General features: G+C 48.1%; 15 protein-coding genes and 1 pseudogene. 12 read left to right on the top strand and 4 right to left on the bottom strand.

Features of this window, described 5'->3' with window-relative positions:
- Position 1: 1 nt before the first annotated feature.
- Genes AF_RS02955 through AF_RS02975 form a run of 5 tightly spaced genes read left to right on the top strand, consistent with a single transcriptional unit; the run spans position 2 to position 3037 of the window.
- On the top strand, positions 2-1324 hold the full coding sequence (locus AF_RS02955) for a DUF2298 domain-containing protein (protein ID WP_010878086.1): 1323 nt from the start codon (positions 2-4) through the stop codon (positions 1322-1324).
- Positions 1321-1878: a DUF2298 domain-containing protein gene (locus AF_RS02960; RefSeq protein ID WP_010878087.1), complete on the top strand. Its 558-nt coding sequence runs from the start codon at positions 1321-1323 to the stop codon at positions 1876-1878. Before AF_RS02955 ends, AF_RS02960 begins: the two co-directional genes overlap by 4 nt.
- 18 nt (positions 1879-1896) lie before the next feature.
- Positions 1897-2334 (top strand): winged helix-turn-helix transcriptional regulator, encoded by a 438-nt coding sequence (locus AF_RS02965; protein WP_010878088.1) that lies wholly within the window; start codon positions 1897-1899, stop codon positions 2332-2334.
- A 4-nt stretch (positions 2335-2338) separates the two neighbouring features.
- Positions 2339-2611 (top strand): hypothetical protein, encoded by a 273-nt coding sequence (locus tag AF_RS02970; protein WP_010878089.1) that lies wholly within the window; start codon positions 2339-2341, stop codon positions 2609-2611.
- A gap of 3 nt (positions 2612-2614) precedes the next feature.
- Positions 2615-3037, top strand: coding sequence for a hypothetical protein (locus tag AF_RS02975; RefSeq protein ID WP_010878090.1), 423 nt, complete (start codon positions 2615-2617; stop codon positions 3035-3037).
- Here the strand turns inward: AF_RS02975 and arcS are convergent.
- Positions 3009-4595, bottom strand: a complete 1587-nt coding sequence (gene arcS, locus AF_RS02980) for an archaeosine synthase subunit alpha (RefSeq protein WP_010878091.1) — start codon at positions 4593-4595, stop codon at positions 3009-3011. The two genes, AF_RS02975 and arcS, sit on opposite strands and share 29 nt — an antisense overlap.
- On the bottom strand, positions 4582-6027 hold the full coding sequence (tgtA, locus tag AF_RS02985) for a tRNA guanosine(15) transglycosylase TgtA (RefSeq protein ID WP_010878092.1): 1446 nt from the start codon (positions 6025-6027) through the stop codon (positions 4582-4584). The genes arcS and tgtA overlap by 14 nt, the downstream gene beginning before the upstream one ends.
- Positions 6028-6102: 75 nt before the next feature.
- Between tgtA and AF_RS02990 the strand changes: the two genes are divergently transcribed.
- Together AF_RS02990 and hisG are read left to right on the top strand one after the other, a co-directional pair.
- Positions 6103-6957, top strand: coding sequence for a ribose-phosphate pyrophosphokinase (locus tag AF_RS02990; protein ID WP_048064254.1), 855 nt, complete (start codon positions 6103-6105; stop codon positions 6955-6957).
- A gap of 74 nt (positions 6958-7031) precedes the next feature.
- Positions 7032-7988: pseudogene (gene hisG / locus AF_RS02995) on the top strand (ATP phosphoribosyltransferase); the annotation flags it as partial.
- Here the strand turns inward: hisG and vapC9 are convergent.
- Positions 7906-8313: a type II toxin-antitoxin system toxin ribonuclease VapC9 gene (gene vapC9 / locus AF_RS03000; protein ID WP_010878095.1), complete on the bottom strand. Its 408-nt coding sequence runs from the start codon at positions 8311-8313 to the stop codon at positions 7906-7908. The pseudogene hisG and the gene vapC9 sit on opposite strands and share 83 nt — an antisense overlap.
- A complete protein-coding gene (locus tag AF_RS03005; RefSeq protein WP_048064633.1) occupies positions 8280-9503 on the bottom strand; it encodes a translation initiation factor IF-2 subunit gamma in 1224 nt (407 codons plus the stop codon). Before AF_RS03005 ends, vapC9 begins: the two co-directional genes overlap by 34 nt.
- A gap of 95 nt (positions 9504-9598) precedes the next feature.
- On the opposite strand from AF_RS03005, the gene AF_RS03010 reads away from it, so the two are divergent.
- From AF_RS03010 to AF_RS13030, 5 genes are all read left to right on the top strand, one after another.
- Positions 9599-9985: a HEPN domain-containing protein gene (locus AF_RS03010; RefSeq protein WP_010878097.1), complete on the top strand. Its 387-nt coding sequence runs from the start codon at positions 9599-9601 to the stop codon at positions 9983-9985.
- A gap of 25 nt (positions 9986-10010) precedes the next feature.
- Positions 10011-10298 carry a nucleotidyltransferase domain-containing protein gene (locus AF_RS03015; RefSeq protein ID WP_372428953.1) on the top strand — a complete coding sequence of 96 codons (288 nt, stop codon included), beginning with the start codon at positions 10011-10013 and terminating at the stop codon, positions 10296-10298.
- A 255-nt stretch (positions 10299-10553) separates the two neighbouring features.
- Positions 10554-12002 carry a flippase gene (locus AF_RS03020; RefSeq protein ID WP_010878099.1) on the top strand — a complete coding sequence of 483 codons (1449 nt, stop codon included), beginning with the start codon at positions 10554-10556 and terminating at the stop codon, positions 12000-12002.
- A 384-nt stretch (positions 12003-12386) separates the two neighbouring features.
- On the top strand, positions 12387-13658 hold the full coding sequence (locus AF_RS03025; protein WP_048064256.1) for a UDP-glucose dehydrogenase family protein: 1272 nt from the start codon (positions 12387-12389) through the stop codon (positions 13656-13658).
- 139 nt (positions 13659-13797) lie between these two features.
- The gene (locus tag AF_RS13030) at positions 13798-13938 is read left to right on the top strand and encodes a hypothetical protein (protein ID WP_156029500.1); all 141 of its coding nucleotides are present in this window, start codon (positions 13798-13800) and stop codon (positions 13936-13938) included.
- Positions 13939-13964: the final 26 nt, after the last annotated feature.

A 13964-nucleotide genomic window follows, 5' to 3' on the forward strand; every position in this document is an offset into this window, starting at 1 on the left:
TATGTACACCCTAATTTACGCAGTTTGTTTCTACACCTCTTCTCTTCTCCTCACAACACCTTTTCTCAGGCACTTTCAATACCACGAGGCTCGCTTCCTCTCCCTCCTCACCCTCTCGGCAATCTCATTCCTCGCGGGATTCCTCATTCCGTTCAAAATTTCCTTCTACCTTGCATTTCTGGCCTTCATGGCCCTCTCCTTGTATGTGATCTACAGAAGCGACGTAAAGGTGGAGAACTCCGAAATGGTATTTGCAGCAGTCTTCGCCTTTTTCATCTTTCTGCGATTCCTTGACCCTGACATCCTCGATGCGGAGAAGTTCATGGACTCCGCTTTCATGAACGCTGTTTTGAGGGCTAACAGTTTCCCTCCCAACGATCCCTTCCTTTCAGGATACAAGCTCGACTTCTACTACTACTTCGGCCACCTGATTGGAGCGTGCATAACTCTCCTATCCTTCGCACCTCCGGAAGTTGGGTACAACGTAGCCATTGCAGCCTTGCCTGCCTACACCTCTCTGATAATTTACGGAATGCTGAGGAACAGAGGTTTCAAAACAGCACTCTTCGGAGTGTTCCTGACAGTTTTCTCGGGAAACCTCTACTCTTTCGTTGACTTCTTCAACCGCCTTTTTTCAGGTCTGCCAGTTGACGGCGGATACTACTGGAACTGCACGAGGGTGATAGATAACACGATTAACGAGTTTCCGTACTTCAGCTTCATCCACGCCGATTTGCACGCTCACGTCGTGGCAATCCCAATAATCGCGCTCGTCTTTGCCCTTATGGCTCGCGAAGAGGAGAGCAGATTTTCCTATGCAGCGCTTATACTCTCCCTCTTCACCCTATTCGCAACAAACTCATGGCACTACCCGCTGGCATTTCTCGCCGCCCTTCTGGCTGGAATTGCCCGCCGTGACAGGTGGCTCATCTCTTCAGCATTTTTATCTGCAGTGCCCGCATCTCTCCTCTTCCTGCACATGAACACTCCCGCTGCAGAGTTTTCGGTAATAGACGAGAGAAGTGACGTCTTGCAGTTCGTACTGTACGCCTTCACACCGATTGCTGCCTCATACGTCTTCACAGGTAGAAAGCACGTGCTCTACTTCCTCCCTCTCTCCGTTCCCCTGTACTTCCTTTCTCCAGTTCTCGCTCTACTTGCTCCACTAATAGCAGCATCCGCCATCGGAATCTATAAAAAAGACTTCTATTCCGCCATACTGCTCTCAGGCCTGCTGGCCTTCACGCTTCCCGAATTCGTTGCCGTGGAGTCGAGAATGAACACCGTTTTCAAGTTCTACATCTACGCCTGGCTGCGGTTATGATTTCTGCAGCAGCCAACATTGAGTGGAGCAAGTGGAAAAAACTCGCGTTCATCGCTCTGCTCATCATCGGCATTGTTTATCCCCTTGTCGCAACACCTGTCAGATACGGCAGAGCAGATATGACGCTGGATGGGATGAGCTTCATGAAGGCGTACGATGGGGACTACTACGCGGTGAAGTGGCTTCAGAGCAGGGATGGGGTGGTCATGGAGGAGGGATGCACTCAGGGTGCGCTCTGCGCCTACCACTATGGAGGAAGGGTTGCAGCCTTCACCGGCAATCCAGCAGTGATCGCCTGGACCAACCACGAGTACGTGTGGAGGAGAAACTACTCTCTCGTTGCGGAGAGGGCGAAGGACGTGAGAGAGTTCTACTCCACCGATAGCTGCGAAAAAATGAGAGAGATTGCTGGAAAGTACGGTGTAAAATACATTTTCTTCGGCTACGAGGAGAAGAGGCTGTTCTCACCAGACGTCAGAAAATTTGAAAGGTGCTTCGAAAAGGTTTTCGAAAAAGACGGTACTTACATATTTGCAACAAAAAATTTATCTTAGGACAAAAACATTTTCATTATGGATGAAAAAGATATGCTAATACTCTCCGAGCTTGTTAAAGACTCGAGAAAAACCCTGTCCGAGCTTGCCGAAATGCTCGACATGTCCGTATCGAGCATTCACAAGAGAGTTAAAAAGCTCGAGAAGGAGGGAGTTATTGAGCGCTACACTGCTGTAATAAACCCGGATGTTTTCGATACGGTGACGGCCTTTCTGCTCATAAGCGCAGAAAACCCGGAAAAGGTATTTAATAATATAAAAGCAATGGATAACGTGGTTGAAGTTTACAAAGCCCTGGGCAACTTCAACATGATTGCCAAAGTGAGGTCGAGCGACCTTGATAAGATTGGTGAAATAACGTCGAAAATATCCGCGATGGAGGGGGTTATGATGGTGGAGTGCATCGTCACGACGAAGAGGTTGAAGGAGGAAATATGGTTTCCGGAGATGGGGTGATGAGATGGGCGATTACTTCGATATCCTGACCCTCATACTGACGGCCATATACCTTCTGATAGGAGGGGGGTTTATCATTTACATCTACGACACCTACAAGAGAACGAAGCAGGAATTCCTCATTTACCTCTCCATCGGCTTCTTTCTTCTCATCATCGGCGCTTCCCTGCCAGTCCTAACCTTCGTTGCTCAAGTGCTTGACATGAGCGTCGTTGTCGTGGCAATTCTTATGCAGATTGCCGGCCTGAGCTCGATATTCTACTCCATTGTAAGGTGAGAAATGAGAGGAGAGAAGCTAACGAAAAAATGGAGGCTTATAAAGCTCTCCAGAATGCATTACAGCGACTTTGCGGTCAGGTTTATCGAGGAAATGCTTGAAGATAACGAAAGGCTCCATGACTTTTCCGTTAAGTACGGGATGGAAAAGGGAGCTGAGGTGAAGAGAAATCTACACCTGAAAGATTTCAGCGACGTTGCTGAGTTCCTGAGCATGATTACAGGCGTGAGGGTGAGTGAGAAAGAGGGTGGCGTGGTTTTCGACGGTTGTCCGTCCAGGGAGATGACCGAAGTGAGGAAAACTGTCATATGCACCGGATTTTTGGAAGGCTTCTTCAAAGTTTTTGGCTACGATGTTGAGGTGAATGCTGCCTGCGGGGAAAAGTGCAGGGTTGAGGTTAAAAAGAGAACTTCCTCTTCACGTTAATCGCTATCCCCTTCTCGCTCCCCGCCATTTCCTTGCCGCTCATAGCTGCGAGCCCAACTCCGAAAATGCGGCTGTTGTGGAACACAACAACGTCGTTTGGCCTTATTTTTTCGTCCGCCCTCAGAACTCCCCCTGCGAAAATCGTGCCCTTCACTTCGAAATCACCGATTTCCACAGTGTAGATGTTCTTTTCAAGAAGGTATGCGGCGATTTTTTCGTATATGTCCAGCATTCCGTAAATCCTGTCAACCCTCGCCAGCCTCTTTTTCCCCTCAAGTAACTCCAGCTCCGGATACCTCCCCGCAACCTTTCCGCTCCATGTGATGCCGAACTGATAGGAAAGCATGTGCTCCAAAATTCTGCGGTAAAGGTCGACCTTTCCCTTGCTTTCAATCTCCTGCTTCAGCCTTTCAATTGATTCGTCACTCAGGACATCTTTTTCAGCTGTGTAAACTACCTCCGCCTCAACCTCATCTTCAACCCTCTCCACAACCTTTCTGTAACCTCCAGTGACGTGAGCAACCACCTTTCTGAACCCTCCCTTTTCTATGAACCTTTTAAGCCATCCCGCAACAAACGAAACCTCTTCCTCGCTCCAGTGGCCAGTCACCGGAGTGTCGTAGTTTACTGCAGGATACAGCAGCTCAAACTCCCTTGGAACGACGAGCGGGGAGGAGATGATTATTTCATTAACGTTAACCTTCACTTTGCTCCTCAGAGCTCTGTGGGTTCTGGAGGTGAGGTAGGGCTTTCTGGCGGTGCACGGAAGCAGCAGAACGGTGTCGCTGAAGGGCTTATAGCATTCAAGCGCCCTCTCAAAGAAATACCTGACCTCGAACCTGCTGGAGCTTTCCAAAGCCGAAAAGTTGCACCTCGACTTTCTGAATCTGGGAAAAGTGCTGTGATTTCTGAGACTGTCTGAGAGCCTCAATGCTGCTGTAAATTCGGGGTTCAGCTTCACCTTTCCCTCCACGTAGTTTCTGAGCTCTTCGTTGAGAATTAGTCTCCTGCACTTCTCCACTTCCATTCTCAGCATTTCCGTGTTGTGCTTTGCTGTTGTCTCCAGAAGGTTCTCTACTTCATCAACAACTCTGTTTCTGCAGTGTATGCAGTTGCAGGGGAGTCTGCGAAGCTTGCTAATCTCCACCTCCACCTCTCCGAGGAAGTAAATGCCGCTGTAAGCTTTTGCTATTGCCAGAACGTTGTCAACCAAGTCGGCGCCAAGATAAATCAGCAGTGAAACGTTTGATGGAAGAGCGGAGGAGGCAGCATACAGTGGTTTGGGAGAAACTCCTTCCTTGCTCAAATCTTCAAAGACCTGAACAAGCTGCCTGGGAGATAGCAAGTGCAGGGAGGTTAGAATCTCCACCTCCTCGTTTATCGGCCTGAGCCTTGAATAAAGCTCCTCACTGATGAACTTCAAGGAGGTTGGGGCTAATCCGAAATCCCACTCAGGAATCTCTCCCACCTCAAGTATGGCTGGCGTTTGAACTGTTCTACCTTCAACCTCGAATTTTCCTGTTCTGGAGAACCCGTCCCTTTTCTCAGGATAGAACATTCAGCTCACCGTTCGGTGGGAGATTCTGAAGGTGCTTCATCCACACCTTTGACACGTAAACCTTAAACCTTTTCTCTGGATGAGAGTTCATAAGCTCCATCAGCGCTTCAGATGCCGCTTTCAGAGCCTCCTCCTCCACAACGTCCTCTTCAGGAATTTCTGCATGGCCAGCGGGGTAGGTTTCCAGCATCTCTGCAGGCACGGGGCCAAAGACGGGGCGGAGATAGATGTTGGCGTAGATACCAAAATCTGTTGAAACCAGAACTTCTTCAGGAAGCTCCACGTTTTTGATTGCCTTGACATGCCTCCTAACTGCAGGGCGGTAAAGGCTGTCGATGCCGGTGTAGAGGAACTTCCTCTTCATTTTGGGGTCAGCCTTTTCAAGCAGCTCCCAGTAATGCTTAACCTGCCTCCATCCAGCCAGCATGTTGGGATGCGCTCTCACCCTCTTCTCAACAAGCTCGAACAGAGAGTTCTCCTTTATAGCCTGCTTTATCGTCTCAATCTCCTGAAAGCTGACGTAGAGGTTGTGCTCCGCAATCAGCCTCTCCCTCTCATTCTTCTCCATTCTCCTGAGCTCCTCGGGGTCGTGATTGGAGCAGACGGGGCACTTGCAGGGGAAGTAGTTCAGCTCCGACAGCTTCTTTGTGCCATAAACCGTAAGGTAGCGGTCGTCCTTGGCGTAGAGAGCGTAGGCAGCGGAGTCAAAGAGGTCGCAGCCAAGAGCAACGGCCATGGCAAAGAGCATTGGATGACCACACCCAAAGAGGTGGATGGGCTCAACTGGAAGAGCACTCCTGACCTCAAGAATCACCCTCGCCAGATCTCTGAAGCGATAAGCATCCATCAGCGGAACCACTGCACCAATGGGGTAGATGTCCCCACCAATCTTCCTTGCCTCGCCTGCAGCGAACCTCCTAAGGTCGGGGTGGGTGGAGCCCTGAACAGGAACAGCGAGAAGGTTCTCTGCCCCCTTCAAAAGCTCCTTAGCCTCTCTCTCCCTCTCAAGGGTGATTCTCAGATCAGATTCTGCGGTAGCATAATCAGCATCGGGCGGTGTGGGAATGTCGAGCGGGACGATGATGTCCGAGCCTATATGCCTCTGGAACTCCACAATCTCTGCATTTTTAATCTCAACATCGCCGTAAACCATGAGCTGGTAGCTCCCGCTGTCCGTCATTACGGGCATGTCTGTCTCAAGAATTCCGTGCACTCCCTTTTCCAGAGCCTCCTCCCTCATGCTCCTGTAGATGATGTAGGAGTTCGTAATCACGGCCTGCGCACCGAACTTTTTCATCTCCTCAGCTCTGATGAAGGGAATGTTTGGATTTATTACGGGCAGAATCGTGGGAGTCTCTATCCTGCCGTGGGGGGTCTCAATCCTGCAAATTCTGCCCATTGCATCCTTATCGAGAATCTCGAACCTCTGCATTGCTCTGAATAGGGGGTGGGGATATTAATACTTCCGCACCTCAAACTATATCTATCCTGCAGCCCTCAAAATTTCATGGTAATCTTGGTGGGCGGGACAAACGGGCTGATGGCTCTGAAAGTTGCGAAAATCTCCGGCCTCCCTCTCTGCTACTCCCACGTTGACCGCTATCCTGACGGAGAGAAGTACTTCCGCTTTGCCTCGAACATTGATGGGGAGGATGTTGTTATATTCAACTCCATGCATCCCAATCCTGACGAGATAATCTTCGAAACGCTCCTCATAGCTGAAACGGCCTACAGCAACGGAGCAAGGTCGGTTACATGCGTTTTTCCCTACTTTGCCTACGCGCGTAGTTTGGATACCGTAAAGGGGGAAGCTTTGCCCATCAAAACCGTCGTGAAGGTGCTGAAAGCAGCAGGTGTTAAGAAAATTATCACGGTTGACTTCCACCTTCAGGAGAACGTGTTTGGCGTTGAACATGTTGACCTCACCGGAATGGAGAAGCTGGCGGAATACTGCCTTGAGGAGTTCTCCGACAGTTTTACCGTCCTTGCCCCTGACGAGAAAGCGGCATTCTGGGCGGAGAAGTTTGCGGCCAAGGCCAACTGTGACGTTGTGGCTCTGAGAAAGATAAGAATAGATGCGGAGAACGTGATTATAGACGATTTAAGGACGGGAGTTGAGGGCGATGTTGTTATAGTCGACGACATAGTTTCCACCGGAGGAACTGTCTGCCAGGCTGCAAGAATAGCGAAAAGGGCTGGAGCAAGAAGAGTCTTTGTAGCATGCACCCACGCAATTCTTGCGAGAGATGCGATGATGAGAATCCTCGAATCCGGGATAGAGGATATCGTTTCCACCGACACCATACTTAGCCCGGTCAGCCACGTGAGCGTTGCTGATGTTATCGCCTCCGCGCTAAGTTAAGCTTATAAAACCCACCGCTTTAACACTAAAGCCATGATGCAGAACGAAAAGGTCAAGGTCTACTTCCTGACGGTCATCTTGAAAAGCCAATCTGGGACGCCTTAATTACCGCTGGATACAGGCTTGGAAAGACGGAGAGGGGATACCTCATTGACGTTGACCACCCCAAGCTGGTTTTTAAGCAGGTGAGACCGCAGATAATGCCCTTTTACATAGAAATGGGGAAAGGAGATGGAGGGATAACGGGAGAGGACATTCTGCAGAACTGGATGCTGAAGTCTAACCTGAAGAACGTTGAAATTCTGGAGGAGCTGCCGTTGAGACCGACAAAGCTCGTGGTGGCGATTTCGGAAGAAATATATCCAGACGTTTACACGATAGAGGATTTCAAGGAGAAAGTAGGGGACAGAGAGGTCTTCATAGCCTCCGAGTTCCCTGAAATTGCGAGAAAGTATGCTGAGAAGCACGGGCTGAATGCAATCGTCTTCGACCCCATAGGAAAGACCGAGGCCGCATTGCTCCCCCCAATGCCTGAGGCGGACCTGATTATCGAGATCACCGAGTTCGGAACGACTCTGAAGGAGAACATGTGCAGGATTATCGACTTGGTTATGGATAAAGTCCACTCGGTTTTCATCGTCAACAAAGAGTCGCTCAAGGATGAGGAGAAGAAGCAGGTGATGGAGAACCTCGTCACGGACCTCAAAGAGGTGATCGAGTCCAGAAACCTTGTGAGTTTCTACTTCAATGTTCCAAATGAGGACGACCTGAGAAGGATAATAGACTACCTAACCGAGAACGGCTTCGACCCCACCATCTCTCCTCTGGCCAAGGGTGGGGCGGCAGTGCACATCATCGTTGACAGAAGCCGTGTGAAGTTCCTGAAGCCGATAATAAGGGGCATGGGAGCCAAGAGAATTGCCACCTCCCCGGTGATAACTTCGGGGACTAATCGAGCAGCTCAACAAAAACCCTTTTATCTTCTTTCAGGTATCCAACGGGAATTCCCCTCTGCTTCGCCTTTCTTTTAAGCTCCTTGTCGTTGGTGATAAGAATGCACCCGTATTTTTCAGCGGCTTCAATTAAAGAGGGGTCCCCCTCGCTCTCCGTCTCCACAACTTCAAAGTGCTCAAGAAGCTTTAGAGCAAATCTCGCCGCTACTTTCTCCTTCCCCCTTAAGCTCATTTCGAGCTTCTCAAGCTCCCTTTTGACTGAGGCCGTTATCAGAAACCTGCTGAAGCCGAACTCCCTTAGCTGCCCAACTACGTCGGCCTTATTGAGGTATACGTACATCAGAACGTTGGTGTCTACTACCGCGCACCTCACCTTATTATTCCTGCCCCTATCAGCCTCCATCTGCTCCCTACTCTCCTGCTGATGGCAACTCTCGAACCCTTATCAGCACACACTGGCCTTCTGAGCTTCACCTCAACGATGTCATCCCTCGCTGATGTCACAACTCCCAGAGTTATTGCAGTCCCCACTGCGAGCATGAGGGGCTCGTTCATCTTTATCTTCTCGACCTCCATTTCTTCATCAAGCCCCACAACCCTTTCAAGGAGGTTCACTTCCATCGTAAAGCTCGTCAGCACGTCTGGCAAATTGCCCGGGTGGCCTACTACATTTCCCACGAGGGCGTCGCTCTTCGTAAGGGTAGGGTCGAGCTTCGTTGCTATACCCACAAGCCCTCCCGGTGTTGCCTCATCAACAAATCTTCCCGATGCCACAATGCTCTGAACCTCGGTAAAGAGAGGATTCCAGTTCCCCCTTTCATCCTTCACCCCGGGCCTGATTTCGATCTCATCGCCAACTCTTATCCTGCCTCTCGAAAGGCTCCCTCCGAGCACACCTCCGAGCAGCTTCTCGGGCGGAGTGCCTGGCTTGTTGACATCGAAGCTTCTTGCCACATGCATTAGCGGCGGGGAGTCAAGGTCCCTTTCAGGTGTTGGGATGGTTTCCTCGATAGCCTCGATGAGTGCGTCCATGTTCACCTTCTGCTGCGCTGAGATTGGGATTATCGGAGCGTTTTCTGCCACTGTTCCCTTAACAAACTCCTTTATTTCCTGATAGTTTTCCAGCACCCTCTCTCTGCTTACGATATCTATCTTGTTCTGGGCAATGACTATTTTGTCGATACCGATGATCTGCAGAGCCATCAGGTGCTCCTTTGTTTGGGGACGGGGACACTTCTCATTAGCGGCGATGACCAGCACGGCCCCATCCATGATTGCCGCACCGCTGAGCATCGTTGCCATCAGCATCTCGTGGCCCGGGCTGTCAACAAAGCTTACCGTCCTCAAAATTTCAGTTTCAACGCCATGAATCGGGCAGATTTCTTCAACCGTGTACGCTTCGGGAGGTTCACATTCCGGACATTTTCTGAATGTCGCATCTGCATAACCGAGCTTGATTGAGATACCTCTTTTCAACTCCTCACTATGTCTGTCAGTCCAGACACCACTCAACGCTGCAACAAGAGTGGTTTTACCGTGATCAACGTGACCGACAAGTCCGATATTAACTTCAGGAAGCGGAACTTCACTCATGAAATCAATCCTTAGGGGAATGTATTTAAATGTTGAGGGATTTCGCCTCATGAGCTTTGGGCAACATTTTTAACTTTTCTGACAGTTTGTCGTCAATGCCCAGAAAAGATGTTGCGGAAAAGCTTCGGAGAAGGGCGATGGGATTCATGGATGCCGCTAAGGAAAGGCTTAAGGTAGGTGATTACGACCTCACATGCTTTATGGCTGAGCAGGCAGTTCAGCTTTACCTCAAGTCTGTGATTCTCGAATTGAGCGGAGAGGTGCCGAGAACTCATTCCATCAGGCAGTTGCTGTCAATTTTGTCGAAGCTTCTTGACGAGCAGTTCGATTTTGATAGAAAACAGCTTGTTTTTCTTGAGGACGCCTACATCAAAGCCCGCTACCTTGGGGCGGGTTATGAAAGGGAGGATGCAGAGGAAGCGATTAAAATTGCAGAGGAGGTGATCTCAGCTGTTTCCAGAGTTATGGAAGGAAAGGATTAGGATTGCGAGAGAGTATAGGAAGTGGCTGCCAAGAATAGTTAAGGCGGCAAGAGAGGTGCTGGGTGAGGCTGAAGTCTACCTCTTTGGCAGCGTTGCTGAAGGAAAAGCTGTGCTTTCAAGCGATATTGATATTCTGGTGGTTACAACGAGAGAAGAAGTGAGAAAGGCAAGAGAGAGGGCAAGAATAATAGCTGAAATTGAGGAGAGGGCTGGGTTGCCGTTTGTGCATCCCTTCGAGTTTCATATAATGGACGAGGAAGAGTTCAGGGTGTGGTTGGAGGTGTTCAGGCCGAAAATTGTGAGAATTTTGTAGCTTTGTTAGGTGTTGGCCTAAGATAGTTTAATCCCAAGGAATCTGCACACCCTTTTCAGCAAACTCCTTCATCTCCTGTAGAAGATCACAGCCAAGCCTGCGCACAATTTTCATCTCCTCTGCTCGTTATTCAATTCAGCCAGCATGTTTTCGCTCATGCTCATTGGTTTTGTTGAATCGAAATTGGCCAGAAATTTAAACCAGCCCAAAATTACCCAACAGAAAACTATTTTTTCCGCCTGAAAAAGCTGGAGTGTGCTTGCCCGCAGAGTTCTGAAGAACGTCATCTACAACAGCAGCTCCGTGCTTATCGGGAATCTGGCGGGCCTGGTTATATCCATTTACGTTGCAAGGGTTTTGAAGCCCGAGCTTTTCGGGATTTACTCGCTCGCAATTTCAGTCGCGTTTTTGCTAATGACCTTTACCGATCTCGGGATAAATGCGACTTTGGTAAGATACGTGGCCCACGCCAACATTAAAGGTGACGATGAGCTTGTTAGGGGTTATATTCGGAGTCTGACTAAGTTAAAGGCTTTACTTGTGCTGGCTGTGGCCTCAATGCTTTTCTTAGGCTCAGATTTTATTGCTGAGCAATTTTTCAGCAAACCGGAGCTGTCATTGCCCTTGAGAATAATGGCGCTCTACATCACGTTCTTTTCAATGGCAGGATTTATAAACGGCATTTTCAACGCCTTTAACGACTTCAAGGCAAATTTTGTTAGAGCCCTAGTTTACGAAATTTCAAGGGCAACACTCATTTTTCTTCTCCTCTACCTCGGTCTGTCAGTTGCCGGGGCGTTGCTGGGGTACGTGGGTGCCAGCTTACTTTCGCTTATCGCTCTACTTGCTATGCTTTTCAGAAAATTGAGAAATTTTCTGTTTGGTAAAGCGAAGCGGGTCGACTGGAGAAGGATTGTGAGGTTTACCGGTTACCTCACCGTTGGCTCCATAACATGGACCGTCTTCGCTTACGTCGACTCCGTAATGATAGGGGCTATGCTACCTTCAGAGGATGTCGGATTTTACAGAGCGGCATACAACATTGTAGGGGCAGTTTCCGGGATTGTCGCTCTGCCAGGCGTGCTCTTTCCCGTTTTCGTTCAGCTCGAGAGTGAGGATCTGAGAAGCGCTTTCAGCAGAGTTTTCCGCTACGCATCGATTATTGCCTTCCCCTGCACATTTGGACTTATGGTTATAGCCGAGCCTCTTGTGAAGTTCGTCTACGGCGCAGATTACCTTCAGGCGGCAGGGGTTATGGTTGTGCTCTCCATTCTGATTCTCCGATCGGCATTGGGCTTCTGGGGGGCGCTTTTCAACGCCAAGGAGATGCCCGAATATCCGGTATATGCAACTTTTTTCGGAATGATACTGAATGTGGTTCTGAACTACGTATTTATCTTGAGAATGGGAATAGTGGGGGCGGCAATCGCAACTGTAATGTCAAACGCTTTTGTTTGGTTTACTCTTGCCTTTTTGTCGGTGAAGCATTTTGGAGTTGTTGTCAGAGCTTCTTACATTTTGAAACCGTTAACATCCGCTGCTGTAATGACGGCTTTGCTTTGGTATGCAGGATTCGGGTCGCTTGCCGATGCGATTCTTAAGGTGTTGGTAGGGGCTGGGATTTACTTTCTGTTGCTTTACGTTTTGAGGGGCTTTGGAAGGGAGGATGTGGAGTATTTAAGGAGTGTATTGGCGTGGAAATGATCTAATTGGTTGAAGGGTGTTGTTTAACGATTTTTGGCCTGCAATCATAGTGTTAATGCTTTAACCGTTTTCCTGCTCACTCTAACCATTTTGAATAATATCATTGAGAAGTTATTGTTACAGCTTATAATTCAACAATCATGGATGTTAAATAAGGGTTTTACAATTTACTAGGATTTCAATATTTTGGAGTGTCTCTGGGTTGCAAATTCATTCAACAGGAAAAGCAAATTCAATCGTGATGTTTTCGAAACTGGAATGTGGAATGGCCCACTCTTAAATTACCGTGATACTTTCCCCCAATTTAGAACTTTTGTGGCAATTGTGAATGCTATAAATAACATAAGGATAAACTTAATATCCGTTCTTACTAGACACCATACAATGAAGATAGCAATTTTAGGAAGTGGATACGTTGGAATAGTCACGGGTATTGGTTTTGCTGAACTTGGTCACGAGATAGTATTCATAGATGTTGATGAAAGAAAAGTTGAAATGTTAAATTCATCAAAACCACCGATATACGAAAGAGGACTCGAAGAACTTATGAAGAAAAACAGGGGCAAATACAGAGCCACTACAGACTACAGAGAAGCTCTGGAGAGTTCGGAGCTAACATTCATATGCGTTGGAACACCATCGAAAGGTGATGGCTCTATTGATCTAAAATACGCTGAATCGGCATCGAAAGAAATAGGAAAGGCTTTGAAAAACAACGATAACTTTCATGTCGTCGTGGTTAAAAGCACAGTCGTTCCGGGAACAACGGAGGATAAAATAAAACCGATAATCGAGAAAGAATCTGGCAAAAAAGCGTTCGAAGATTTCGGTTTAGCTATGAATCCCGAATTCTTGAGGGAAGGCAACGCTGTTTATGATTTCTTCAATCCGGATAGAATAGTGATTGGTGTTAAGGATGAAAGGACTAAATCGGTCTTAGAGGAATTGTATAAACCTTTCGATTGCCCAAAGCTTATCACAGAGATAAAAACCGCTGAAATGATAAAATACGCATCGAACGCTTTTTTAGCTACGAAGATAAGCTTCGCCAACGAGATAGGAAACATATGCAAGAAGCTTAGGATTGATGTTTACAAGGTGTTTGAGGGTGTTGGTTTGGACCACAGAATAAATCCATCATTTTTCAGAGCTGGGATTGGATTCGGGGGGAGCTGTTTTCCTAAGGATGTTAGAGCTTTGATTAGGAAGTCTGAAGAACTCGGCGAGAATCCGAAGATACTGAAAGCTGTTATGGAAGTAAATGAGAGACAGCCGTTAAAGATGATAGAACTTCTGAAGAAGCACATTCCTAACTTAAGAGGAAAGAAGATCGGAGTTCTGGGTTTGGCGTTCAAACCCGATACGGATGACGTAAGAGAGAGTAGGGCTATACCAATCGTCAAAGCTCTGCTGGAAGAGGGGGCAGAGATCATAGCCTACGATCCAAAGGCCATAGAAAACTTTAGGAAATTTTTCCCTCAAGTAGAATATGCTAACTCAGCTGAAGATGTTATTACAAAATCGGATGCTGTGCTGATAGTTACCGAATGGAAGGAGTTCGAGGAGCTTGATTACAGCGGTAAAATTGTTATTGATGGAAGAAGAGTTGAGAAGGCTATGAAAGAAGCTAAGATATACAAAGGGGTGTGTTGGTAAACCATTTTAAATTCGAGCTTAAAGATATGCCTATGTCAAAGGTTATAATATCGTTGCTTGCAAAACCTCGCTTTTCAAAGCGGGGATACGCAAGGTTTAAGTACTCGAAGCACAACTAAGCTTTTAGGGGATGTTCCCCATGAACTCCGCTATCAATTTAGCCCGACGGATAATGAGTCCGTCGGGATGGGGGTGTAGTGAGCTTCCCGAACTCCCAGATGAAGCTTTAGCCGTAAAGGCGGGTGGAACGGGAGAAGTTCCGCCCTTTAGGGCGGGGTAGCTCACACTCTTCTGAACTCTTTCGAA

It is taken from the genome of Archaeoglobus fulgidus DSM 4304 (genome assembly GCF_000008665.1).
GTDB classification, from domain to species: Archaea; Halobacteriota; Archaeoglobi; order Archaeoglobales; family Archaeoglobaceae; genus Archaeoglobus; species Archaeoglobus fulgidus.

Bases quoted from the DNA above. Each gene is read 5' to 3' on its own strand.
- AF_RS02955 (WP_010878086.1), top strand. From the start codon at position 2: ATGTACACCCTAATTTACGCAGTTTGTTTCTACACCTCTTCTCTTCTC.
- AF_RS03010 (WP_010878097.1), top strand. From the start codon at position 9,599: ATGCCCAGAAAAGATGTTGCGGAAAAGCTTCGGAGAAGGGCGATGGGA.
- AF_RS02965 (WP_010878088.1), top strand. From the start codon at position 1,897: ATGGATGAAAAAGATATGCTAATACTCTCCGAGCTTGTTAAAGACTCG.
- AF_RS02970 (WP_010878089.1), top strand. From the start codon at position 2,339: ATGGGCGATTACTTCGATATCCTGACCCTCATACTGACGGCCATATAC.
- AF_RS02990 (WP_048064254.1), top strand. From the start codon at position 6,103: ATGGTAATCTTGGTGGGCGGGACAAACGGGCTGATGGCTCTGAAAGTT.
- AF_RS03005 (WP_048064633.1), bottom strand. From the start codon at position 9,503: ATGAGTGAAGTTCCGCTTCCTGAAGTTAATATCGGACTTGTCGGTCAC.
- AF_RS03025 (WP_048064256.1), top strand. From the start codon at position 12,387: ATGAAGATAGCAATTTTAGGAAGTGGATACGTTGGAATAGTCACGGGT.
- arcS (WP_010878091.1), bottom strand. From the start codon at position 4,595: ATGTTCTATCCTGAGAAAAGGGACGGGTTCTCCAGAACAGGAAAATTC.
- AF_RS13030 (WP_156029500.1), top strand. From the start codon at position 13,798: ATGAACTCCGCTATCAATTTAGCCCGACGGATAATGAGTCCGTCGGGA.
- AF_RS02960 (WP_010878087.1), top strand. From the start codon at position 1,321: ATGATTTCTGCAGCAGCCAACATTGAGTGGAGCAAGTGGAAAAAACTC.
- vapC9 (WP_010878095.1), bottom strand. From the start codon at position 8,313: ATGGAGGCTGATAGGGGCAGGAATAATAAGGTGAGGTGCGCGGTAGTA.
- tgtA (WP_010878092.1), bottom strand. From the start codon at position 6,027: ATGCAGAGGTTCGAGATTCTCGATAAGGATGCAATGGGCAGAATTTGC.
- AF_RS02975 (WP_010878090.1), top strand. From the start codon at position 2,615: ATGAGAGGAGAGAAGCTAACGAAAAAATGGAGGCTTATAAAGCTCTCC.